This window comes from Photobacterium sp. NCIMB 13483 (assembly GCF_003025475.1).
GTDB lineage: Bacteria > Pseudomonadota > Gammaproteobacteria > Enterobacterales > Vibrionaceae > Photobacterium > Photobacterium piscicola.
In genome coordinates this window covers 23,592-45,105 of record NZ_PYLV01000006.1, presented here as the reverse complement: position 1 = coordinate 45,105, position 21,514 = coordinate 23,592, and the positions used below count along the sequence as shown (strand labels likewise).

23 protein-coding genes are annotated in these 21,514 nt (G+C 41.8%); 5 read left to right on the top strand and 18 right to left on the bottom strand.

Annotation, left to right across the window (positions count from 1 at the left end):
• Positions 1 to 21 precede the first annotated feature (21 nt).
• Together C9I86_RS06965 and bioH are read right to left on the bottom strand one after the other, a co-directional pair.
• Positions 22 to 480 carry an ATP-dependent Lon protease gene (locus tag C9I86_RS06965; protein ID WP_107276001.1) on the bottom strand — a complete coding sequence of 153 codons (459 nt, stop codon included), beginning with the start codon at positions 478 to 480 and terminating at the stop codon, positions 22 to 24.
• Positions 481 to 614: 134 nt separating this feature from the next.
• Entirely contained in the window at positions 615 to 1,379 is a 765-nt protein-coding gene (bioH, locus tag C9I86_RS06960) for a pimeloyl-ACP methyl ester esterase BioH (RefSeq protein ID WP_107276000.1), read from the bottom strand.
• Positions 1,380 to 1,414: 35 nt separating this feature from the next.
• Here bioH and C9I86_RS06955 point away from each other — a divergent pair, with 35 nt between their 5' ends.
• Positions 1,415 to 2,122, top strand: coding sequence for a phosphoribosyltransferase family protein (locus C9I86_RS06955; protein ID WP_107275999.1), 708 nt, complete (start codon positions 1,415 to 1,417; stop codon positions 2,120 to 2,122).
• 129 nt (positions 2,123 to 2,251) lie between these two features.
• On the top strand, positions 2,252 to 2,836 hold the full coding sequence (gene nfuA / locus C9I86_RS06950; protein WP_199190754.1) for a Fe-S biogenesis protein NfuA: 585 nt from the start codon (positions 2,252 to 2,254) through the stop codon (positions 2,834 to 2,836).
• 88 nt (positions 2,837 to 2,924) lie between these two features.
• Here nfuA and C9I86_RS06945 read toward each other — a convergent pair whose 3' ends face one another.
• The 7 genes from C9I86_RS06945 to C9I86_RS06915 form a co-directional block, all read right to left on the bottom strand.
• Entirely contained in the window at positions 2,925 to 3,305 is a 381-nt protein-coding gene (locus C9I86_RS06945) for a 3D domain-containing protein (protein ID WP_080159217.1), read from the bottom strand.
• A gap of 108 nt (positions 3,306 to 3,413) precedes the next feature.
• Positions 3,414 to 3,803 carry a 3D domain-containing protein gene (locus tag C9I86_RS06940; protein WP_080159218.1) on the bottom strand — a complete coding sequence of 130 codons (390 nt, stop codon included), beginning with the start codon at positions 3,801 to 3,803 and terminating at the stop codon, positions 3,414 to 3,416.
• 115 nt (positions 3,804 to 3,918) lie between these two features.
• On the bottom strand, positions 3,919 to 5,256 hold the full coding sequence (gene dinF / locus C9I86_RS06935) for an MATE family efflux transporter DinF (RefSeq protein ID WP_080159219.1): 1,338 nt from the start codon (positions 5,254 to 5,256) through the stop codon (positions 3,919 to 3,921).
• 100 nt (positions 5,257 to 5,356) lie between these two features.
• Entirely contained in the window at positions 5,357 to 6,280 is a 924-nt protein-coding gene (gene cyoE, locus C9I86_RS06930) for a heme o synthase (RefSeq protein WP_080159220.1), read from the bottom strand.
• Positions 6,273 to 7,328 (bottom strand): heme A synthase, encoded by a 1,056-nt coding sequence (locus C9I86_RS06925; protein ID WP_107275998.1) that lies wholly within the window; start codon positions 7,326 to 7,328, stop codon positions 6,273 to 6,275. Before C9I86_RS06925 ends, cyoE begins: the two co-directional genes overlap by 8 nt.
• Positions 7,329 to 7,357: 29 nt before the next feature.
• Positions 7,358 to 7,891: a cytochrome oxidase gene (locus tag C9I86_RS06920; RefSeq protein WP_080159222.1), complete on the bottom strand. Its 534-nt coding sequence runs from the start codon at positions 7,889 to 7,891 to the stop codon at positions 7,358 to 7,360.
• Positions 7,888 to 8,571, bottom strand: coding sequence for an SURF1 family protein (locus tag C9I86_RS06915; RefSeq protein WP_241956857.1), 684 nt, complete (start codon positions 8,569 to 8,571; stop codon positions 7,888 to 7,890). The genes C9I86_RS06920 and C9I86_RS06915 overlap by 4 nt, the downstream gene beginning before the upstream one ends.
• A 69-nt stretch (positions 8,572 to 8,640) precedes the next feature.
• Between C9I86_RS06915 and C9I86_RS06910 the strand changes: the two genes are divergently transcribed.
• Positions 8,641 to 8,853, top strand: a complete 213-nt coding sequence (locus C9I86_RS06910) for a DUF2909 family protein (protein WP_107275997.1) — start codon at positions 8,641 to 8,643, stop codon at positions 8,851 to 8,853.
• Positions 8,854 to 8,890: 37 nt separating this feature from the next.
• On the opposite strand, the gene C9I86_RS06905 is transcribed toward C9I86_RS06910, so the two are convergent.
• The 5 genes from C9I86_RS06905 to lexA all read right to left on the bottom strand — a co-directional run bounded on the left by C9I86_RS06905 (position 8,891) and on the right by lexA (position 14,012).
• A complete protein-coding gene (locus C9I86_RS06905) occupies positions 8,891 to 9,793 on the bottom strand; it encodes a cytochrome c oxidase subunit 3 (RefSeq protein WP_080159224.1) in 903 nt (300 codons plus the stop codon).
• The gene (locus tag C9I86_RS06900; RefSeq protein WP_080159225.1) at positions 9,777 to 10,355 is read right to left on the bottom strand and encodes a cytochrome c oxidase assembly protein; all 579 of its coding nucleotides are present in this window, start codon (positions 10,353 to 10,355) and stop codon (positions 9,777 to 9,779) included. The genes C9I86_RS06905 and C9I86_RS06900 overlap by 17 nt, the downstream gene beginning before the upstream one ends.
• Before the next feature lie 11 nt (positions 10,356 to 10,366).
• Positions 10,367 to 11,956 carry a cytochrome c oxidase subunit I gene (gene ctaD, locus C9I86_RS06895; protein ID WP_080159226.1) on the bottom strand — a complete coding sequence of 530 codons (1,590 nt, stop codon included), beginning with the start codon at positions 11,954 to 11,956 and terminating at the stop codon, positions 10,367 to 10,369.
• An 18-nt stretch (positions 11,957 to 11,974) separates the two neighbouring features.
• Entirely contained in the window at positions 11,975 to 13,111 is a 1,137-nt protein-coding gene (coxB, locus tag C9I86_RS06890; protein WP_107275996.1) for a cytochrome c oxidase subunit II, read from the bottom strand.
• A 280-nt stretch (positions 13,112 to 13,391) separates the two neighbouring features.
• On the bottom strand, positions 13,392 to 14,012 hold the full coding sequence (gene lexA, locus C9I86_RS06885; RefSeq protein ID WP_080159228.1) for a transcriptional repressor LexA: 621 nt from the start codon (positions 14,010 to 14,012) through the stop codon (positions 13,392 to 13,394).
• Between the two features lie 350 nt (positions 14,013 to 14,362).
• On the opposite strand from lexA, the gene plsB reads away from it, so the two are divergent.
• Complete coding sequence (plsB, locus tag C9I86_RS06880; protein WP_107275995.1) at positions 14,363 to 16,801, top strand: glycerol-3-phosphate 1-O-acyltransferase PlsB; 2,439 nt, start codon at positions 14,363 to 14,365, stop codon at positions 16,799 to 16,801.
• Between the two features lie 67 nt (positions 16,802 to 16,868).
• On the opposite strand, the gene ubiA is transcribed toward plsB, so the two are convergent.
• On the bottom strand, positions 16,869 to 17,732 hold the full coding sequence (ubiA, locus tag C9I86_RS06875; RefSeq protein ID WP_080159230.1) for a 4-hydroxybenzoate octaprenyltransferase: 864 nt from the start codon (positions 17,730 to 17,732) through the stop codon (positions 16,869 to 16,871).
• Positions 17,726 to 18,268 (bottom strand): chorismate lyase, encoded by a 543-nt coding sequence (locus C9I86_RS06870; protein ID WP_107275994.1) that lies wholly within the window; start codon positions 18,266 to 18,268, stop codon positions 17,726 to 17,728. The genes ubiA and C9I86_RS06870 overlap by 7 nt, the downstream gene beginning before the upstream one ends.
• Positions 18,269 to 18,437: 169 nt before the next feature.
• On the opposite strand from C9I86_RS06870, the gene C9I86_RS06865 reads away from it, so the two are divergent.
• Positions 18,438 to 18,860 (top strand): flagellar basal body-associated FliL family protein, encoded by a 423-nt coding sequence (locus C9I86_RS06865; RefSeq protein WP_107275993.1) that lies wholly within the window; start codon positions 18,438 to 18,440, stop codon positions 18,858 to 18,860.
• Positions 18,861 to 18,920: 60 nt separating this feature from the next.
• Here the strand turns inward: C9I86_RS06865 and glpD are convergent, their stop codons facing one another.
• A complete protein-coding gene (gene glpD, locus C9I86_RS06860; protein ID WP_107276052.1) occupies positions 18,921 to 20,456 on the bottom strand; it encodes a glycerol-3-phosphate dehydrogenase in 1,536 nt (511 codons plus the stop codon).
• 231 nt (positions 20,457 to 20,687) lie between these two features.
• Positions 20,688 to 21,449 (bottom strand): DeoR/GlpR family transcriptional regulator, encoded by a 762-nt coding sequence (locus C9I86_RS06855; RefSeq protein ID WP_080159234.1) that lies wholly within the window; start codon positions 21,447 to 21,449, stop codon positions 20,688 to 20,690.
• Positions 21,450 to 21,514: the final 65 nt, after the last annotated feature.

Genomic DNA, 21,514 nt, shown 5'->3' with positions numbered 1-21,514 from the left:
CCATTAACGCTGGCTGTTGTTTTAGATAACACTAAGATATTGCGTGGGAGGATTGGGCAATGTCGCTTGCGCGTAATAATGGCTCACAACACCTTTGGTGCGTTCACTGGCACTGATGAGCGCTAATTGTTGTAATAATTCTCGTGGAAGTTCAATGTGCATCGAATAACCTAATGGCTGATCTGGTGTCACATAATTCCCCAACGAAAGAACCGCCACTAGCTGTACTAACTGCTGCTGATAACCTTTAAAAGTCATCGCTTGTGGTTGCGCATAATCAGGATGTTCACTTGGGTCCCAACTCGGTTTATTACGTTGTTTCTCTTCTGCACTAAGAGCATTTTCAGCGGCTGCCGCCCTACTTTCAACAATCGGTACAATCTTTTCACGCACACGGTTGTCCCGCGTAACTTGATCCGTTAATGGATTAATAGTCGTCGCTAATACTGGTGTTGTTGATTGTAACGGCGCAATCACCATAGTAGATAATCCATTGTCACTATGCTCGAAATACAGTTATATCATCTTAGTCATAATATCGACCGCTCACGTTAATTATTTACCTATACCGACCGTTATAAATTTCATTGTCTGACGTAAAGCACTAAAACTGATTAATCTATGAATGTCTTTATTACTGTAATAAATTCATCCAAATGAGAAATAAACGGTGCATGAGATGCGTTAGCAAAAACATAACGTTGTGATTGAGGATATAACACGCTTAATTGCGATTCAGTTTTAATCGGCACAAGAGCATCTAATCGACCGTACACACGCAACCATGGTTGTGATAATTCTGTCAGTGATTGGCGTAAATCAATGTTCTCTAATAATTCTAGCCCTAGCGTTAAGGCGGCTAATTGCGGTTGCGGCCGAGATAACACTGCTGCTTTTAATTGGCGAATATCCTCTTTTGCTGTTTGACTCCCCAAAGCCTGTAATACTAAAAAGCGTTCAATAGTGAGTGCGAAATCAGTGACGAGCTGGGTTTGAAAGTTAGCCAGAACGCGAGGTTGAATACCCATCCAATCTGTTCGAGACATAAAACAGGGTGAGCTTGCAACGGTAATCAATTGTGTGACCCGTTGTGGTGCAGTCAAGGCCACTTGGCTGGCAATAATGCCACCTAGTGACCACCCGAGCCAAACAGCGTGAGCCGGGGCTTGTGCCAATAACACATTCACAATATCAGTTAATGATGGCGCAACAATCGCGGCATTATCACCATAACCGGGAAGATCGCACCAATGAACACAATAGTGCTGACTTAGTTGTGGGATCACATCTTGCCATACACCCGTATTCATTCCCCATCCATGAATGAGAACCAGATCAGGTCCTTGGCCTTCACTGTGCCAATTAAACAGTGATGTCATTTATATTTCCTTGCATCAATTGTGAATGAGTAATAATGATGCCAAACAGAATGCCATCATGGCGAGATAATTTATATCATTTGTTATTTCGACATTGCGGCTTGTGCCAACTCCCTTTAGCCCACGCTGAACATTATTGGTGTCAGCACTGTATTTCACATTTTCCATCACCGCCCTATTGTCACCATTGTGGTTCAACCACCCTAACCAGCGTCGCCCATTGTGGTCATTGCCTCACCCAACCGCCACGTTGGCATCGTCTTTACCGTTTAGGTGAATATCGCCCCCCACTACAACAACTGGTACATCAACTAAAATTTTGCGGAAAATTTTGGCTGGCACGACCATTGGCACAACAGTTGGCCCACCAAATTACTCAGCCAGCCCCTCTCTTATTGCCCGTTCCTTTGCATTGGCGACGTTACAGCCAGCGCGGTTTTAATCAGAGCCATCAACTGGCATTGGCCCTTGGCGCAATTTTAAATAGTCGCGTTAATCACCGTGTATTTCAGCGTTTACGACATACTCAACCCCAGCAACAACTGACACAAAACCAACGGCGACATAACTTACACCATGCGTTTCAATTGCGACCAATAACATTACCAGACCATGTCGCTATTGTTGACGATGTTGTCACTACGGGTGCGACCGTCGATCAACTCACTCGATTACTGATTCAGCGTGGCGTTAAACAAGTCGATATTTATACGTTATGTCATACTGAACAATCAGTTAATTAATATTGCACAAAAAAGACGCGCATTAATTAATAAAACGTGGTCAAATAAAAAATGTCGCTTTAGAGATGCGACAATCACTCACAAAGAGTAGAATGAATAAAACTTACTAAATAAGTCAGGTATTACATCGTGTCCATGATCACTATTACTGAAAACGCTCAGCAGCACTTTAGCAAGCTTCTTGCTCAGCAGCCTGAGGGTACTAATATCCGTGTTTTTGTTGTAAACCCAGGCACTCAAAGTGCTGAATGTGGCGTATCCTACTGCCCACAAGATGCGGTTGAAGCAAGTGATACAGAAATGAAACTTGAGCTATTCTCTGCTTTTATTGATGAATTAAGCCTTCCCTTCCTTGATGACGCTGAAATTGATTTTGTTACTGACAAAATGGGTTCACAGCTAACATTAAAAGCACCTAACGCAAAAGTGCGTAAAGTGGCTGATGATGCATCATTAATTGAACGCGTTGATTACGTATTACAAACGCAAATCAATCCTCAGCTTGCAGGCCATGGTGGTAATGTATCATTGTCTGAAATTACTGAAGATGGTGTTGCCATTCTACAATTTGGCGGCGGTTGTAATGGTTGTTCTATGGTTGATGTCACGCTAAAAGAAGGCATCGAGAAAGAGCTATTAGCACAATTTGAAGGCGAGTTAACGGGTGCACGTGATATTACCGATCACGCTCGTGGCGATCATTCTTATTATTAATCGTTTTGAGCCACTCATTACAGATAGCAAAAAGCCGCATCGATATGCGGCTTTTTTATTAACTTATTTTAAGACAAAACATTAAACGTCAATCAAGTACAGTAATCGTGACATTTCGTTTACCCCATTTCCGGGCTGCCTTTATATCGTTGCCCATATAAATATCAATCTTATTATGCCAACGGCGATGCATTTTATCTAACACAACATATTCCCCAGAGAGTCCTTGAATGGTAATTCGAGAACCCTTTTTAAGTCCCTTGCGGAGTAAATCACGCGATATAGCCACAGCTTTCATTCCGGGCTTTAAACGCACTCCCCAAGCAGTAAGATTGGGATGATGATTAGTTTGTACTGCTACTGAGTTATAAGCACTCGCGGTAACACGTAATGTTTTGACTGAATGAGCTGAGCTTTGAAAGCTAAAAAACAGTGACAATAACAGAATAAAATAGATCGACTTTTTCATTGTCTACACGCCTTGAGAATCAAAACGTGGTATTAAACCAAAAATAGTTAATCAAGAATATATTTACCGATCAATACCAACAATAAAAAATACTCATAATAAAACGTTTTATGCCCTAATAACGGTAATAGTTACCCGCCGTTTTCCCCACTTCTTAGCCGCTCTAACATCTTTACCCATATAGATATCTATTTTGCGATTCCAACGATGATGCATTTTATCTAGCACCACGTACTCACCGGGTAAACCTGAGATTTTAACTTTAGAACCACGCTTTAATCCCATTTTGAGTAAATCACGAGAAACAGCGATGGCTTTCATGCCAGGTTTTAAACGATCCCCCCAAGCGGCAATGCTTGGATTTGAATCCGTTTGTGCTCGTACTGAATTATATGCTGTTGCTGTAACATTTAATTTCTTGAAACTACTGGCATAGCTATGAATACTGAAGGTTAAACTCAGTACCAGTAAAAAATAACCTATAATCTTAGTTGTCATTCGCACCACCTGGATAAGAAGTGAACGCATTTAAGCAAATCACAATCAGGATTGAAAGACTTTTTTGTACAAAAAATCATCAACAGTATACTTTGTAAATATAACTTATTGTTTATTAAGCATGTGGCAAAAATATATTTTTTCGCCATAAAGAGATAAATCTCACAGCTAATATTCCCCCTCGTAACGCCATAAAACCAATCATTGCCGCCCATAAAGCATGATTACCATAGCTACTCATTGCCCACCAAATCGCAAAAAAACCACACGTAGCTAAAAACATACTGTTACGCATGTCTCTACCTCGTGTCGCTCCAATAAAGACTCCATCCAATAAAAAACACCACATTGCAACCAAAGGCACTGCCGTTAACCAAGGTAAATATTGATCCGCTTGTTGTTGTACCGCTGGAATATCAGAAATTACACCAATAATTTGGGTTCCAAAGAGTACAAAAATAGCGGTTAGCACTAATGAGATTAATAAACTCCAAAATGTAGTTCCCACCAAATAACGCTCTAGCTGACCTTTATTTCTAGCCCCTACTGCTTTCCCTACTAAAGCTTCCATCGCATAAGCAAAGCCATCCATTGCATAGGAAACTAACATTAGGAAACTCATTAATACAGCATTGGCAGCTACAACATTATCGCCTAGGTGTGCCCCTTGAAAAGTCATAAAAGTAAAAGTGGCTTGTAAACATAAACTACGTAAAAAGATGTCACGATTAAGTTTAAGTAATCGTCCCATACCATGGCGAACACTGGCTAACTTTTGTTTTAACGGGGGTAATCCTAACTGTAGCCATTGTTGAGCCACAAACCACAATCCCAATATCATGCCACTGTAATCGGCAATCACTGACGCTGCCGCGGCACCTTGTACTTTCCAACCAAAACCCAGTACAAACAGCAAATCTAGCGCTATATTGACAACGTTCGTTACAATTAATAGCCACATCGGTAATTTGGCATTTTGCATACCAAGCAACCAACCCATGATTACAAAATTAGCGAGAGCAGCAGGCGCGCCCCAAATACGAATAGAGAAATATTGCGCGGCATACAGTTTGACTTCACTGCCAGCACTACTAAAGTGAAAAATAACTTGGCTTACTGGTTGGTGTAATACAACTAATGCGACACCAAATAGCCACGCCAACGCCATGCCTTGAACAAAAATTACGGCTTGGGCATCTTTATCTGCACTACCTTGCGCTTGTGCAGTAATGCCAGTGGTGGCCATCCGTAAAAAGCCAAGCAGCCAAAAAGTGACATTAATCATGGTGCCGCCAACAGCCACACCACCTAAATACCACGATTGATCAAGATGGCCGATCACCGCGGCATCGACTAATCCAAGTAAGGGGACGGTAATATTAGATAGCACCATAGGCAGTGCTAATGCGAAAACTTGATAATGCAGTGATTTATCTTTTAATGCAGCCAGCACACTCGTCCCTTACTTGAGTTTAAATAAGGGCTTAGTGTACCTATTTGAAGACAGTGACAACAGTCTGATCCTAGTAACAACAGAGCAACTGCTCACATTACTAGTATTTTACTCCCCAGTTTAACCACCAATGATCAACCAATAACACTACAAACAATGTTAATAAATGCCAGATTGAATACTTAAATGTCGCCCAAGCGTGACCAGTACTATCAAAGAATTTAAGTTTAATCGCATACCCAATAAAGCCAAGGTTCAAGACACTACTACCGATAAGATAAACATAGCCACTCATGGCGGTTAACCACGGTAATAATCCAACGGCAAACAATAACAAGGTATAAAACAACACCATGGTTTTTGTGTATGCAATGCCATGTGTCACCGGCAACATTGGAATGCCAGCTTTAGCATAATCATCACGCCGATGGATCGCCAATGCCCAAAAATGGGGCGGCGTCCACGCAAACACTAACATTACTAATAATAACGCGTGGGGATTCAAACTTCCCGTCACGGCAGTCCAACCCAGTAATGGTGGTGCCGCTCCGGCTAAACCGCCAATCACAATATTTTGCGGAGTTGCATGCTTTAACCACACAGTATAAATCACCGCATAACCAACTAAACTTGCCATCGTCAGCCATGCGGTTAAGGGGTTAAGCTGCCACAATATAATAAACCCCGAGACCATTAATACACATGCAAACAACACCGCTTTTGAGGTTGCTATGCGTCCTTTAGCTAATGGACGATGATAAGTACGTGCCATTTGAGCATCAAAGCGACGATCAAGCACATGATTAAACACAGCAGCGGCGGCTGATTGCAAACCGATCCCTGCTAACCCTAATATCACCACCTCTATCGTTGGCACCGTAGGTACAGCAAGACACATACCGACTAAGGCTGTTAACAATAACATTGCCACTACTTTAGGCTTAGTCATGGTGAGATAATCACGCCAGATTGCCGTTGGTGCTGATAATGTATTACCACGCTCAAGCCATTGTAATTTATCCATGAGATTGATCCTCCCTTAACGGTTGTTCTATGCAGAGTGATGATTGCGAACAACGCCTTACTCGATAGTTAACCGTTACCATCGCCACTAATAACCCCAACCCAGTAATGTTATGTGCGACCGCAACAGCAATAGGCAAACTGGCAACAACATTGGTCACGCCTAATGCAATTTGTAGTGTCAGCAACAACACCAAAACCAAACTATTACTTCGTAATGCGGGCTGTAACCAACATAACCACGCCATCGCTAATACCACCACAGTTGTTACTATCGCACCAAGGCGATGTACCACATGAATGGAAACTCGCTGTCCGTAATCAAGCACCCCATATTGATAACTATCATGCTGTGGCTGTATTAATAAAAAAGCTTTACTATCAAATAACTGCTGCCAATTAGCTTCACAAATAGGTAATTGACTACACACTAAGGCTGCATAGTTAGCGGCAGTCCAGCCCCCTAGCGCTATTTGGCAAACGACCACCACTACACTGAATATTGCTACTATTCGCAGCCTAGAGACTGTTTTTAATTCAATATGAACCATATTAACGAGAGGTGAAGATAGCTGTAACCGTAATAACCACAGTAAGCAAACAATGGTAAAGCCCCCTAATAAGTGTGCCATTACCACCACAGGCATAAGCACTAAGGTCACTGTCCACATACCTAATACGGCTTGAAAGATAACCATTAATAGCAACAACACTGGCAATAATTTAGGTCGGGATGATTGTCGCCACGCCATAAGATTGATAGCTAAAATAAACACACCTAAACTACCTGCGATATAGCGATGTAGCATTTCATTCCAAGCTTTTTGAGGTTCAAGTGGTGTTTGAGGGAAATAGTCAGCGGCCATTTGCTGTTCAGCAACCGTTTGAGGTACAGTTAAAAAACCGTAGCAACCAGGCCAATCAGGACAACCAAGACCTGCTTCCGTTAAGCGAGTAAACGCACCTAATGCCACCACGGCTAGTGATAAAACAAAACTAAAACTAACGAGATAAAAGAAGTATCGATCATTATTGTTGGTGGTAATCATTTGTTATCCTCCATAATAACCGCAATGACTTAGCCAATTTTTGAGACTTTTAGCAGCCTTTTTAAGTCACGTAATACATCTTTACCCTGCTTTAAGATAGCCACTTCGCCGGCAACTAAGGGATATGCCATTAACAGATTACCGTGCGGATCAGCAATATAAATCGAGGTTAAACCATATTCTAATTGGGCTAATTGCTGCCGTAATGCGGCATTCACTGGGTGCTGTTCTAATCCCTGTAATAAGGCATGAGATGACGGTTGTTGATCAGCAACAAGAACCACACTTTGTAGCCGCCCATTATCAGCGCCAGCGGCTTGCGGCACTTGACGTAAATTAAATAATGCCCCTTGGCAGCGTTCGTCACAGGCAGATGGTAACCAATAAATCAGTTGCCATGTTTGTGGTTTTGAAAATGCAGTTATCGTCATTGTTGGGTGTAGCAGCTGGCCTCGATTCATCGCCCCACCTTGATACCATTGCTGCTGTAATATCACTTTTGCAATAATAATCGGTAGTGCAAACACTAAGGCAATCACTAATAATAATTGATATTTTTTCATTCTTCGCGCTCCCTGCGTAACCATAATAAAGAAATAACACCGACAACAATCGCGAGTAGAAACCACTGTATCGCATAACCATAATGTTTCTTAGGCCCCATCACGACAGGTTGCCATGTTTGAATAAGAGCGGTTGGACTTGAAGCTGATATTTGAATAACCCAGGGTAATAACGGCTGTTGCAATCGTTGAGAAAGCCATTCTAATTCAATATTTTGCACACGCAGTGGCCATTGCTGTTGAGTAGAGTCAGGTTTAAATTGCAACAGTTTCTGAGCCGGAGCAATCACGCCATGAATCACTGTACGCCCTTTAAATTGGGGCAATATCGGTAATATTTCACGGTATGGTGGTGCAGCAATCCAACCAACATTAACTAATATTCGTTGTTGTTGACTGATAAATGGTAAATAGAGGTGATACCCCGAACGACCACGATAAAGTTGGTTATCCAACAAAATAGGATGTTGATTATCAAATTCACCTTCCAGTGTCACGCTGTGCCATAACGGCTCAGCAGGTAGCTGAACTAAATCAACAATCATGCTGTGTTGGCGATCTCGAATTTGTGATTGCAGCTGTTTTTTTTCATCGGCACGACTCAATTGCCACCAGCTAAGTTTGAGTAGCAAACTTACCACTGCAATAGAAAAAACAATAAAAGCGACAGTTCGCAACATTACCTCTCCTTATTATCGCTAACCGTTAAAACCCGCTATGCTTAAAACAACCACAAAGGAGCACATTAAATGCTGATTAAATTGTTATTTATCATATTATTACTATTGATGGTAATGTGCTTATTTTGTGCATTACCAGCCATCATTAAAGGCCAATCATCACGTCCGTTATCGCATTACCTTGGGCGTCGATTACTGATTGCAGTGATATTATTTGGACTGGTAGTTATCGCTTTAATGACCGGAGTTATTCAACCAAACCCAAGCCCATACACGCTATAACCTATTATCCTGTAATCATTTATTTAATCAGTCGCGGTTATAAAATATAAACAAACACAAACAAGCATAACCACACCACATCAACAAAATGCCAATACCAAGCCCCAGCCTGAAAAGCGAAATGATGCTTAGGGGTAAAATGGCCTTTTAATACTCGACACCACACTATAAATAATAAGATGGCACCTAAGGTGACATGCACACCATGAAAGCCAGTGAGCATAAAGAAAGTATTGCCGTAAACACCACTTTCTAAACGTAGATTTAACTCATGATAAGCATGGATATATTCCACCGCTTGTAGATAAACAAACACGCCACCAAGTAGTACTGTGACTAATAAAAACAGACTTAATCGACGCCGTTGATTATTTTCTAATGCAAGATGAGCAACATGGAGGGTTATTGATGAGGTAAGCAGAATAATCGTATTATACAACGGTAATCCAATCGGCCCCATAGCTTGCGTTTCAGTACCATCTGGCGTTAACACTAACGGCCAATCGGCAATAAAATCAGGCCACAACACCATATTGGTCATTGCATTATTACTGGCGCCGCCAAGCCATGGCACAGCAATCATTCGTAGATAAAATAACGCCCCAAAAAACGCACCAAAAAACATCACTTCAGAAAAAATAAACCAACTCATGCCTTGTCGAAACGAGCGATCCATTTGAGTACTATACAAGCCTCCCATCGATTCCGTAATAACATCTCGAAACCAGCCAATCAACATCAGCAAAAGCAGTCCAACCCCAGTTAATAAAATCCAGGGGCCTTGTCCTGCTAATAAATCCCCCACAGTTGCGCCTGCACCTAAAGCAATTAAAAATAATGCTACAGCGCCTAAAATAGGCCACCCACTCGCTTCAGGAACATAATATTCATCAGGATTTACTACCGCTGGCTGCTCGGAGTCATTATAAGAATTCGACATTTTTCACCTCATTCTCTTGCTCAGTCAATTGAGGAAGGGGTTGCACGTCAGGGGTCACGTCATAAAGCGTATAGGCTAATGTCAGCACCGTAATATCGCGCGGTAAATCAGGATCGACATAGAACACCAACGGTAATTGCGCTTGTTCACCCGCAGCTAGTGGCTGATGGTTAAAACAGAAACATTCAATTTTATTAAAATATTTCGCCGCAATGCCGGGAGTTACCGAGGGTACAGCTTGTCCAATTGACGGCTGTGAATTGAGATTTTTAGCATCATATTTAATGATTTTTGTTTCCCCTGGGTGAACATCAACTTGCGTCACTTGTGGTGTAAATTGCCACTTCACATTTGGATTAATATAAGCAACAAACTCAACCGTCACGGTTCGACTACGATCAACATTGTCGCTAACCTTGGTTGGTGTGGTTGCTGTTTTGCCATTAATTCCTGTGATATCGCAAAAGACGTCATATAACGGCACTAACGCAAACGCAAATCCAAACATGGCTATTGCTGCAAACACCAATGCAATAACAGAGCGTTTCGATTGCGATTCCATATCAGCCTCCGTTAATCAATTTTAGGTGGCGTTGAAAAGGTGTGATACGGCGCCGGAGAAGGAACGGTCCATTCCAACCCTTCAGCACCTTCCCACGGTTTTGATGCTGCTTTTTCTCCTCCGCGAATACACTTCACCACCACTGCAACAAATAACAGCTGCGATAAGCCAAATAAAAACCCACCAATACTGACCACCGCATTGATATCAGCAAACTGCAACGCATAGTCAGGGATTCGCCGAGGCATTCCCGCTAATCCCAGAAAATGCATTGGGAAAAATAAAATATTGACTGAAATTAATGAGCACCAAAAATGCCATTGAGCTAGGCGTTCATTGAACATATGCCCGGTCCATTTAGGGAGCCAGTAATACGCTGCTGCCATAATCGAAAAAATAGCCCCAGACACCAATACATAATGAAAGTGAGCCACCACAAAATAGGTATCATGGTATTGAAAATCAGCCGGCGTAATAGCTAACATCAATCCCGAAAAGCCACCAATGGTAAACAACACAATAAACGCAATCGCAAATAGCATCGGCACTTCAAAGGTCAATGAGCCGCGCCACATAGTGGCTACCCAGTTAAACACTTTCACCCCCGTAGGCACAGAGATCAGCATGGTGCAGTACATAAAAAACAGCTCTGCCGCAACAGGCATACCAGTGGTAAACATATGGTGTGCCCACACCAGAAAACTCAGTCCAGCAATCGAAGCGGTGGCATACACCATGGAGCTATAACCAAAGAGTTTTTTACGCGAAAATGCAGGGATAATGGCCGAAATAATACCGAAACTCGGCAAAATCATAATATAAACTTCAGGGTGACCAAAAAACCAAAAGATGTGTTGAAACATCACCGGATCGCCACCACCCGCGGCATCAAAAAAACTGGTACCAAAATATTTATCGGTTAATACCATGGTTACCGCACCCGCTAACACCGGCATTACTGCTATCAATAAAAAAGCGGTGATTAACCATGTCCACACAAACAACGGCATTTTCATGTAAGTCATGCCCGGAGCGCGCATATTGATAATGGTGACCACCACATTAATCGCCCCCATGATCGAACTGATACCCATAATATGAATCGCAAACACAAACAATCCAGTACTCGCAGGGCTATAGGTGGTTGATAACGGTGCATAAAATGTCCAGCCAAAATTCGGGCCGCCGCCTTCCATAAATAATGATGCCAACAACAAACTAAAGGCAAACGGTAGGATCCAAAAACTCCAATTATTCATCCGTGGCAATGCCATATCTGGCGCACCAATCATTAATGGAATCATCCAATTAGCTAAACCAGTAAAGGCTGGCATCACCGCACCAAATACCATAATCAAACCATGAACGGTGGTCATTTGATTAAAAAAGTTAGGCTCAACTAATTGTAATCCGGGCTGAAATAACTCAGCACGAATAACCATCGCCATCGCTCCGCCAATAAAAAACATCGACAAACTAAACAGCAAATACAACGAACCAATGTCTTTATGGTTAGTGGTAAAGATCCACCGTTTAATTCCCTTTGGCGGATGATGTTCATGGTGATCAACGCTAGGTTGGTGAGGCGATATATCCGTCATGCTGGTCATTCCTTATCACTACAGTCCATTTTTAATTGCTTGAACATCGGCGGCTTGCACGGTTTCTCCGGTATTATTTCCCCAAGCATTACGTTCATAGGTAATCACGGCCGCTAATTCTTTAAGGCTTAATTGCGGGCCAAAAGCTTGCATCGCCGTCCCCGTACTGCCATGCACCACAATTTTGATATGTTCAATACGCTGCTGCGGATCAATCGATACCCCTTCAGCCGCTAATGCAGGAAAAGCCCCCGGAATCCCTTCACCATTGGCTTGATGACACATCGCACAACGGTTGTTATAGGTTTTTTCACCCAAAACCATTAATTCATCTATCGGCATGGTCATATCTAATAACCGCTGTTCTTGCTCACGTGCTTGACGTTGACTCGCTTGGGTTTGTTGCAGCCATTGGTCGTACTCTGGCTGTGTTTTTGCAATCACCACAATTGGCATAAAACCATGATCTTTACCACACAACTCCGCACACTGACCTCGATAAATGCCCGGTTCATCAATGCGTGTCCATGCTTCATTAATAAACCCCGGATTAGCATCTTTTTTAACGGCAAACGCAGGTACCCACCAAGAATGGATAACATCTTGTGACGTCACTAAAAAACGGATTTTTTTGTTAATCGGTACCACTAATGGATAGTCAACTTCTAACAGATAATTGGCTCTTTTCGGGCGTTGGTTATCAATTTGAGCAGCACTGGTCGCGAGGTGAGAATAAAACTCAACGTCTTGATCAAAATAGCGGTAATGCCATTTCCATTGCGAGCCTGTCACTTGAATAGTGAGATCAGATTTAGAGGGGTCTTCCATTGCAAGTAAGGTTTTCGTAGCGGGAATAGCCATCGCAATTAAGATGATAAAGGGGATCAGCGTCCAAATAATTTCAACTTTGGTACTTTCATGAAAAGAGGCAGCAACAGCACCTTTTGATTTTCGATGGTGGAAAATAGACCAAAACATGGCCCCAAATACCACCACACCGATAGCAATACAGATATAAAGAATCGTCATATGTAAACCAAACACATCTTGGCTTATTGCGGTAACACCCCGCGTCATATTAAGTTGCATTGTTTCACCCAGCAATGGGGATGAAAATACAATTAATCCACTACTACCGATCAGTTTACGCACCATCGTCCTGACCTCCTTTGTCGGCGACATTCCACCTTCCACAGCACATGCAGCGACACTTTTATTCACCCGCAGCAAAGCTAAAATAACATTCCTCTATGTTTAACTTAGGCACTAAACAGCAATAGCGCAAAAAATCACCACAAATAATTACTAACAAATTAGTAGATAAGCCAATGATATTCGAGACATAATCGCCAAAAATCATTTTACGAAGCAAAAAAAAAGCGCAGCTTATGCGCTACGCTATTTGGTGTTGACTCAATCTGTCGTTAGCGGATAGTTACATCCAATCAGCGTTACGGATCACGCCAACAGCAATACCTTCAATGGTTAAGTTTTGATGCTCTAAATCAACCTTAATCGGCGAAAATTCTTCATTTTCAGCATGAAGTAATACTTTTGAGCCCTGCTTATCCAGTCGTTTAACCGTCACTTCGTCATCCACACGAGCAACAACAACTTGGCCATTATGTACATCTTGCGTTTTATGTACAGCGAGTAAATCACCGTCCATAATGCCGATGTTTTTCATGCTCATACCATTCACACGCAATAAGAAATCGGCGCGAGGTTTAAACAAGCTTGGATCAACCTCATAATGCGCTTCAACATGCTCTTGCGCTAAAATAGGTTCACCTGCAGCCACACGGCCAATTAAAGGTAACCCTTTTTCATCGGCAACATCATCCGCAATTAATAAGCGGATCCCGCGTGATGCGCCGGGAATAATTTCTAATACACCTTTACGAGCTAAGGCTTTTAAATGTTCTTCTGCTGCATTAGCAGAACGGAAACCAAGTTCACGTGCAATTTCAGCACGTGTTGGTGGCATTCCACAGTCATCAATCTTTGCTTTGATTAAATCAAAGACTTGTTGTTGTCGCGGCGTTAACGGCTTCATGAGTCACCTGTCTTTTTATACAGTTGCTGTGAGTATATCCAGTGTTCAAAGACAATAAAAGCCAATTGTTTACGAAAACAGCAATTTGAGTAGGAATTCAAAGCCATTCAGTCACTTGGATTGAAAAAATATAATGCTATTATTTGTGGCAATAATTCTAACAGAATCAATCATCTTTACTTAACTGGTCATGCCAGATCGATTTTTAATCCAAAAGTTGTCACAAAAATAAACCATGACTTAGTTAAAAAAGTGGTATTTTAACGTTTATTTACCGCATATCTCCTGCATGAAAGCTGCATTTTTCTGCTATTGTGCGGCGCATTAAGATTCAGAGGCTAATTATATCTATGTCAAGCGGGCAGAAAATCTATCAACAATTATTAAAATTGCCACTTTCTTTGTTGGTAAAACCTCATTCGATTCCATCTGATCCAGTTGCTGACCTAGAACTCGATTTAGCACGCCCAATCGTCTATATATTGCCGTACCGTTCTAATACTGATCTATTAACTCTACGTAGCAGTGCACTTGCATCAGGCTTACCAGACCCATTATCGCTATTAGAAATTAATGGCCAATCATTTCCACGCTTCGTTTGTGTTGCCGAAAATCCAAGTGTGTTTGGTAATAAAACCGGCTTACCACAAAATTCAATTACACTTTTTAGTGAGCTATTGGAATTACATAAACAAGACAGTGAATTAAATATTCAATTAATTCCAGCGTCTATTTTATGGGGTCGTGCTCCAGGTAAAGAATCAAAAAACAAACCTATTTTACGTCCTCTTAATGGTCCTAAAAAAACCTGGGCAATTGTCGGTCATGGTCGTGATTGTGTTGTCCGTCTAAGCACACCAGTGTCTCTTCGCTATATGGCAGATAACCACGGTACTGATGATGCGATTGCACAAAAATTAGCGCGCGTGGCAAAAATTCACTTTTCACGTCAATTACTCGCAACATCAGGCCCTCGATTGCCAGATCGTAAACAACTTTTCAAACGTTTATTAGCATCAAAAGCGATTGATAAGGTAGTACAAGAAGAAGCATTAAGCCGTCAAGTACCCGTTGAAAAAGTACGTCGTGAAGCGATTGCGATGATGGAAGAAATTGCGGCTGATTTTTCTTACCCATTAATTAAAAATGGTGAACGTTTCTTAGGTTGGCTATGGAATAAGCTTTATCAAGGGCTTAACATCACCAATGCGCAGCGAATTCGTCGGTTAGCACAAGATGGTCATGAAATTGTTTATGTCCCTTGCCACCGTAGCCATATGGATTACTTGTTACTGTCTTATGTACTGTACCAAGAAGGATTAGTACCACCGCATATTGCCGCTGGTATAAACCTTAACTTCTTCCCTGCCGGACCTATTTTCCGTCGAGGTGGTGCATTCTTTATTCGCCGTAGTTTTAAAGGTGATCGCCTTTATTCGACGGTTTTCCGCGAATATTTAGCTCAGTTATTTGCTAAAGGTTACTCGGTTGAGTATTTCAGTGAAGGCGGCCGTTCTCGTACTGGGCGTTTACTTCCCGCTAAAACAGGCATGTTATCAATGACCATTCAAGCGATGTTACGCGGCTTAAATCGCCCTGTGACCTTGGTACCGGTTTATATTGGTTACGAGCACGTAATGGAAGTGGGTACGTATGCCAAAGAGCTACAAGGCAAACGCAAAGAAAAAGAAAATGTCGGCCAAGTACTGCGTACTCTACGTAAATTACGTAATTTTGGTAAAGGCTACGTCAACTTTGGTGAGCCGTTATCACTCAATCAATATTTAAATGATAACGTGCCTGACTGGCACCAAGATATCAATCCAATAGAGCCGCAGCGTCCAAACTGGCTATCACCAGTGGTGAATGATTTAGCGGTTAAGATGATGACCCATATTAATGATGCAGCCGCCACTAACGCGCTAACATTATGTGCGCTAGCACTGTTGTCATCTCGCCAACGAGCATTAAGCCGTAGTTCATTAGAGCAGCAAATTGAATGTTATCTTGAACTGCTACGTAATGCACCGTACTCAAGTCATTGCACTACGCCAAAAGATAATGCCACTCAATTAGTTGATCATGCGATTACCATGGATAAATTCTTGGTTGAGCGTGACGTACTCGGTGAAATTATCTCACTGGATCGTGAGCAATCAATCTTAATGACTTACTATCGCAACAACATTATTCACTTGTTTGCGCTACCGTCACTAATTGCTCATATGGTGATACAACAACAATGCTTAACCCGAGCTGAAATCCATCAAAAAGTTGAATTATTGTATCCGTTCTTAAAAGCTGAATTGTTCTTACGTTTTGATGCAGAGCAATTAACGCTAGAAATTGATCGTCTAATCGCAGAGCTTGTTCGCCAGCGATTATTACTACTTAATGGTGACAGCATTGCGATTAATAATGCTCGAATTGGGCCATTACAACTGCTAGCTCGTACCATTACTGAAACCTTACAACGTTACGCCATTGCACTGACGCTACTCAACGCTGATCCGCAATTACCAAAAACCGATTTAGAACAACAGAGCCAAGTGCTTGCTCAGCGTTTAAGTCGCTTACATGGTATTAATGCTCCTGAGTTTTTCGATAAAGGCGTATTTAGTACATTAGTCAAAACGTTACGTAATGAAGGCTACCTTAATGATGAGTGTCATGCTGTGACACAACCGGTAGAGAAACTGGCAGATTTATTGACGTCATTAGTTTCACCTGAAGTGAAATTAACCATTCAAGCTGTGATGCAGCCAGATGAAGAACCAACCAACGACTAACGGTTCGCCATAAAAAAAGCGCCTAACGGCGCTTTTTTTATGCTCCAAGATCATGGCTATTGATCGCTTATTGCCATAATACACTCAGGCTAATACCGATAAATATCACCATTCCGACGTAATTATTATTTAAAAATGCTTTAAAACATTGTTCACGTTGGCGGCCTTGAATCAGCATTTGTTGATAAACAAACAAAGCTGAAGCTAATAACAATGCCCAATAATAACCTTGATTTAATTGTAAAATACCACCGATAGCAATCAATAACATGATCGTTGCTAACTGTAATAAACCCACAATTAATTTATCAAACCGACCAAAAAGAATCGCGGTGGATTTAATTCCAACCTTGAGGTCATCATCACGATCAACCATCGCATACAGCGTATCGTAAGCAATGGTCCATAAAATATTGGCTGCAAATAATAACCATGCCACGGCAGGTAACGCACCCGATTGAGCAGCGTATGCCATCGGAATTGACCACCCAAATGCCGCCCCTAATACCAATTGTGGTAAATGAGTATAACGCTTCATAAATGGATAAGCCGCAGCCAGTATTACAGCGACTACCGACAACATAATGGTAAGGTTATTCATGGTGAGTACTAATAAAAACGACACTAACACCAATAAAATAAATAACCCTAACGCTTCACGTTCAGAGACTTTCCCTGATGGCATTGGACGATTAGCGGTACGCTTTACATGGCCATCAACATTGCGATCTGCAAAATCATTGATCACGCAACCCGCGGCGCGCATAAACACCACCCCCAGCACAAACACCACTAATACATCTAATTTAGGAAAACCATCCCCAGCTAAAAATAACGCCCACAAGGTTGGCCATAACAACAATAAACTGCCAATTGGGCGATCAAAACGGGCTAACTGCCAAAAAGCTCTGGCCTTGGTTATTTCTAACATCCTTTTTCCTTAGCATATACTGGCGATTCGGTTAAGAATAGCTCCGCCACCAGCATTGGCTTTTCATTGATCCATAATCGCGAACGTCGTGCCCATCGAGGCTGCTGTTGAGTGCCAAGATTGGCGACTTCCAAAGCGTCACGGCGTGAATTTCTATCATTAAAAACACGATAACCTAACGGTATATTGCCTAAATCGACAAGGTCTTGCTCTGCACCACTTAAGGTTGTCATTGGGATCAACGTTCGCGCAAATACCCATGGTTGTTGATCACCATAAAGCATAACTTCTCGTTCTAAACAATCACTGTCACCGATAAGCTGCCGTTCCATTACTGACAGATGGCTGTTGCTGATCATTGTCTGCGCTAACACCGTCACTGTAAAATGTTGACAATATTGTGCCAATCGACGTGACAATGATGCCGATTCTAGCAACCAGGCTCCATGTGATGTTTGTTCTAATGCCCATGATTGCACCGAGTACCATTTAGCACTTTGAATCAGGGGACTGTACAACTGCTTGAATTCCGACATTTTTTATACTACAAAATTAACAAACACGTGATCAAAACACTTGGTAGAAAGCGGTTAATTTATTACCATATTGATCTGCTATTGTAGCAAGAGGTAACGACTTCGAATATCGTTAACGCTAGTAGATTACACCTTGTTGCGTCTAAATGTCCCTAACTGCATGAGTATCATGATGAAAAAAACTGTTTTTGTAGTAAGTTTCTTGATGGCGATAACATTCCTTTCGCCAATCACTTATGCAAAACAGCCCGCAACTGAGTCGGCTCAGTCAGGTATTACTTATTACACCTTAACACCTGATATCATAACTAATTATGTTATTAATGGTACTCGTCTCGGGTATATTCGACTCCAAGTTGACTTAATGCTCACCGACAATAATCAACGGGCTAACATTGAACACCATGCGCCACTGATTCGCGATAGCATTATCAGCATTATTAACCAACAACCGGAACAACAAATAAAATCCTTAGCTGGACGTGAAAAAATTCGTCAGTTAAGCAAACAAAAAATTAACCAATTATTAGTCGCTGAAACGGGTCACTCTTCCGTTAATGAATTGTTATTTACTCGATACTTATACCAATAATTACCCATAAAAAAAGCGCCCAAAGGCGCTTTTTTTTATAGCCGTTTTCTATAATAATGGCTATGCGGCGGCGATCACTGCTTGTGGTTGGTGCTCAGTAATATAATCACCAATCAATTGTTGTTGTAATGGCGTTAAATACAAACCTAATTTACTTCGACGCCATAGCGCATCAGTTGCGGTTTGTACAAACTCATACGCCATTAAATAATCCAGCTCACACTGATAAACCCCTTCACCGAAATGTTGTCCCATTTCAGCTTCAGTGGTGATTCCAGCAAATAACGTCTCTGCTCGAATACCATAATTATGTGCGATGCGCTGACAAGTAAACGTCGTTAACCATGGGTACTGTTGCTGCAACTGTGCGGCTAATTTATCACCATCAAAATTAGCACTGCCCCCTGGCAAATAACTGTCTTTAGTCCAAGATGGGCCTATTTGAGAATAAAATGGCGCTAACTTAGCTAACGCTGATTCTGCCAATTTTCGATAAGTAGTGAGCTTACCACCAAAAACCGACAGTAAAGGCGCTTCATCTGCTTGCTGCTCTAACTCTAAGGTATAATCACGTGTCACCGCTTGTGGGGAATCGGATTCATCATCACACAATGGTCGAACGCCACTCCAACTCCATACCACATCTTCTCGCTGGCATTGGTGCACAAAATGGTTGTTATACACCTTAAGTAAATAATCAATTTCTTGATCATCAATAGCGACATCACGTGGATCACCATGGTATTCAACATCGGTGGTACCTATCACCGAGAAGCGATCCAAGTATGGAATCACAAACACAATCCGGTTATCTTCATTTTGAAGAATATACGCTTGTGGTTGATCATGCACTCGTGGCACCACAATATGGGAGCCTTTAATTAACCGAATATTACGTGGCGAAATCAAATCAGTGCTGTGATCATAAAACGATTTCACCCAAGGTCCGGTCGCATTCACCAACCCATGCGCATAACGTTGAAAAACCTCACCCGACAACTGATCTTTAATGGTGACACACCACAAATCCCCTTCTCGAACGGCTTGTTCTACTCGACAGCGATTGCGTACTTCAGCGCCTTTTTGGTCAGCTTCCATCGCATTTAAAATCACCAGTCGCGCATCATCAACCCAGCAATCAGAGTATTCAAAACCTTGTTTAATCGAGGGTACTAATACTGATTCAACACCAAATGATAACCCTTTACTGGCAGGGAGAGTGGTGCGTTTTCCTAGGTGATCATATAAGAATAATCCAGCACGAATCATCCATGCGGGACGTAAATGCGGTTGATGTGGCAGTCGAAAACGCATTGGTTTGGCAATATGGGGCGCTTTTTTAAGTAGCACTTCCCGCTCAGCTAAGGCTTCTGCTACTAATCGAAATTCATAATGCTCAAGGTAACGTAAGCCACCATGAATTAACTTAGAGCTTGCTGATGAGGTCGCAGAAGCAAAATCATCGGCTTCATAAAGACCGACACTCAACCCGCGACCTGCGGCATCAGCAGCAATGCCAGTACCATTAATGCCGCCACCAATCACTATTAAATCTAACGTTTGACTATTTTCGAGGCCGCTTAATGCTACTGTCATAATATTCACACCCATTCAATCAAACATAACAAAACGAACTATAAATGTTCGTTCGAAAGTAATTAATTTGATAATAGCGTATATATTGATCTAATCCAGCCTTAGTTAATATTGTTGTGACATAAGTTTGATCATTAGCGCAAATTTGATGTTTATCGCTATTTGGGCAAAAAAAACGGGCTTCTTTAATAGAAGCCCGTTAGTGCAGTCTTTATTTATCGCGGTAAGCGTTTACACCACAACTTCAAAATGGATCTCATTTTCCTGCAACCGTTCAACAAGGCTGACAGGAGGAAGTTGGTCAGTAAACAGCATATTAACTTGGCTAATATCGCCTAAATTCACCATCGCATTACGACCAAATTTAGTATGATCAACACCTAACATCACACAGCGACTATTTTCAATGATCGCTTGCTTAACGCGAACTTCATGGTAATCAAAATCTAATAATGAACCATCAAGATCAATACCACTGATACCTAGAATGCCAAAATCTAACCGAAATTGTGACACAAAATCGAGAGTTGCTTCACCGACAATACCACCATCACGATTACGCACCTCACCGCCGGCTAAAATAACGCGAAAGTCTTCCTTCGCCATCAATAAACTGGCGACATTCAAGTTATTGGTGACAATCCGTAAATCCTTATGATTCATTAACGCGCGAGCCACTGCTTCTGGAGTGGTACCAATATCAATGAATAAGGTTGCGCCATCTGGAATATGACTCACCAATGCTTGAGCAATACGATCTTTTTGCTCTAATTGTAATACCTGACGGGTGGTATAAGCAGTATTCACTGAACTGGAAGGAACCGTTGCACCACCATGATGACGGCGAATTTTATTTTCATCAGCCAATTCATTAAGATCACGACGAATAGTTTGTGGGCTTACATTAAAACGTGCCACAAGATCATCCGTACTGACGTATCCCTGACTCATAACTAAATCAATAATTTCTTGATGACGTTTACTTTGCTTCACGGCTGAGAAAGCTCCTATCTATACCTGCCATATTCAGCAATGAAAGGTAATAAAAACAAGGCTTC

What these genes read in the sequence shown, in the direction of transcription:
- C9I86_RS06865 (WP_107275993.1), top strand. Translation starts at nt 18,438, where the DNA reads ATGATGAAAAAAACTGTTTTTGTAGTAAGTTTCTTGATGGCGATAACA.
- C9I86_RS06965 (WP_107276001.1), bottom strand. Translation starts at nt 480, where the DNA reads ATGGTGATTGCGCCGTTACAATCAACAACACCAGTATTAGCGACGACT.
- C9I86_RS06955 (WP_107275999.1), top strand. Translation starts at nt 1,415, where the DNA reads ATGATGCCAAACAGAATGCCATCATGGCGAGATAATTTATATCATTTG.
- plsB (WP_107275995.1), top strand. Translation starts at nt 14,363, where the DNA reads ATGTCAAGCGGGCAGAAAATCTATCAACAATTATTAAAATTGCCACTT.
- cyoE (WP_080159220.1), bottom strand. Translation starts at nt 6,280, where the DNA reads ATGGATAAATTACAATGGCTTGAGCGTGGTAATACATTATCAGCACCA.
- C9I86_RS06915 (WP_241956857.1), bottom strand. Translation starts at nt 8,571, where the DNA reads ATGTTGCGAACTGTCGCTTTTATTGTTTTTTCTATTGCAGTGGTAAGT.
- C9I86_RS06925 (WP_107275998.1), bottom strand. Translation starts at nt 7,328, where the DNA reads ATGATTACCACCAACAATAATGATCGATACTTCTTTTATCTCGTTAGT.
- coxB (WP_107275996.1), bottom strand. Translation starts at nt 13,111, where the DNA reads ATGGTGCGTAAACTGATCGGTAGTAGTGGATTAATTGTATTTTCATCC.
- ubiA (WP_080159230.1), bottom strand. Translation starts at nt 17,732, where the DNA reads ATGTTAGAAATAACCAAGGCCAGAGCTTTTTGGCAGTTAGCCCGTTTT.
- C9I86_RS06920 (WP_080159222.1), bottom strand. Translation starts at nt 7,891, where the DNA reads ATGAAAAAATATCAATTATTATTAGTGATTGCCTTAGTGTTTGCACTA.
- C9I86_RS06940 (WP_080159218.1), bottom strand. Translation starts at nt 3,803, where the DNA reads ATGACAACTAAGATTATAGGTTATTTTTTACTGGTACTGAGTTTAACC.
- C9I86_RS06870 (WP_107275994.1), bottom strand. Translation starts at nt 18,268, where the DNA reads ATGTCGGAATTCAAGCAGTTGTACAGTCCCCTGATTCAAAGTGCTAAA.
- C9I86_RS06910 (WP_107275997.1), top strand. Translation starts at nt 8,641, where the DNA reads ATGCTGATTAAATTGTTATTTATCATATTATTACTATTGATGGTAATG.
- glpD (WP_107276052.1), bottom strand. Translation starts at nt 20,456, where the DNA reads ATGACAGTAGCATTAAGCGGCCTCGAAAATAGTCAAACGTTAGATTTA.
- C9I86_RS06900 (WP_080159225.1), bottom strand. Translation starts at nt 10,355, where the DNA reads ATGGAATCGCAATCGAAACGCTCTGTTATTGCATTGGTGTTTGCAGCA.
- lexA (WP_080159228.1), bottom strand. Translation starts at nt 14,012, where the DNA reads ATGAAGCCGTTAACGCCGCGACAACAACAAGTCTTTGATTTAATCAAA.
- bioH (WP_107276000.1), bottom strand. Translation starts at nt 1,379, where the DNA reads ATGACATCACTGTTTAATTGGCACAGTGAAGGCCAAGGACCTGATCTG.
- C9I86_RS06945 (WP_080159217.1), bottom strand. Translation starts at nt 3,305, where the DNA reads ATGAAAAAGTCGATCTATTTTATTCTGTTATTGTCACTGTTTTTTAGC.
- ctaD (WP_080159226.1), bottom strand. Translation starts at nt 11,956, where the DNA reads ATGACGGATATATCGCCTCACCAACCTAGCGTTGATCACCATGAACAT.
- C9I86_RS06905 (WP_080159224.1), bottom strand. Translation starts at nt 9,793, where the DNA reads ATGTCGAATTCTTATAATGACTCCGAGCAGCCAGCGGTAGTAAATCCT.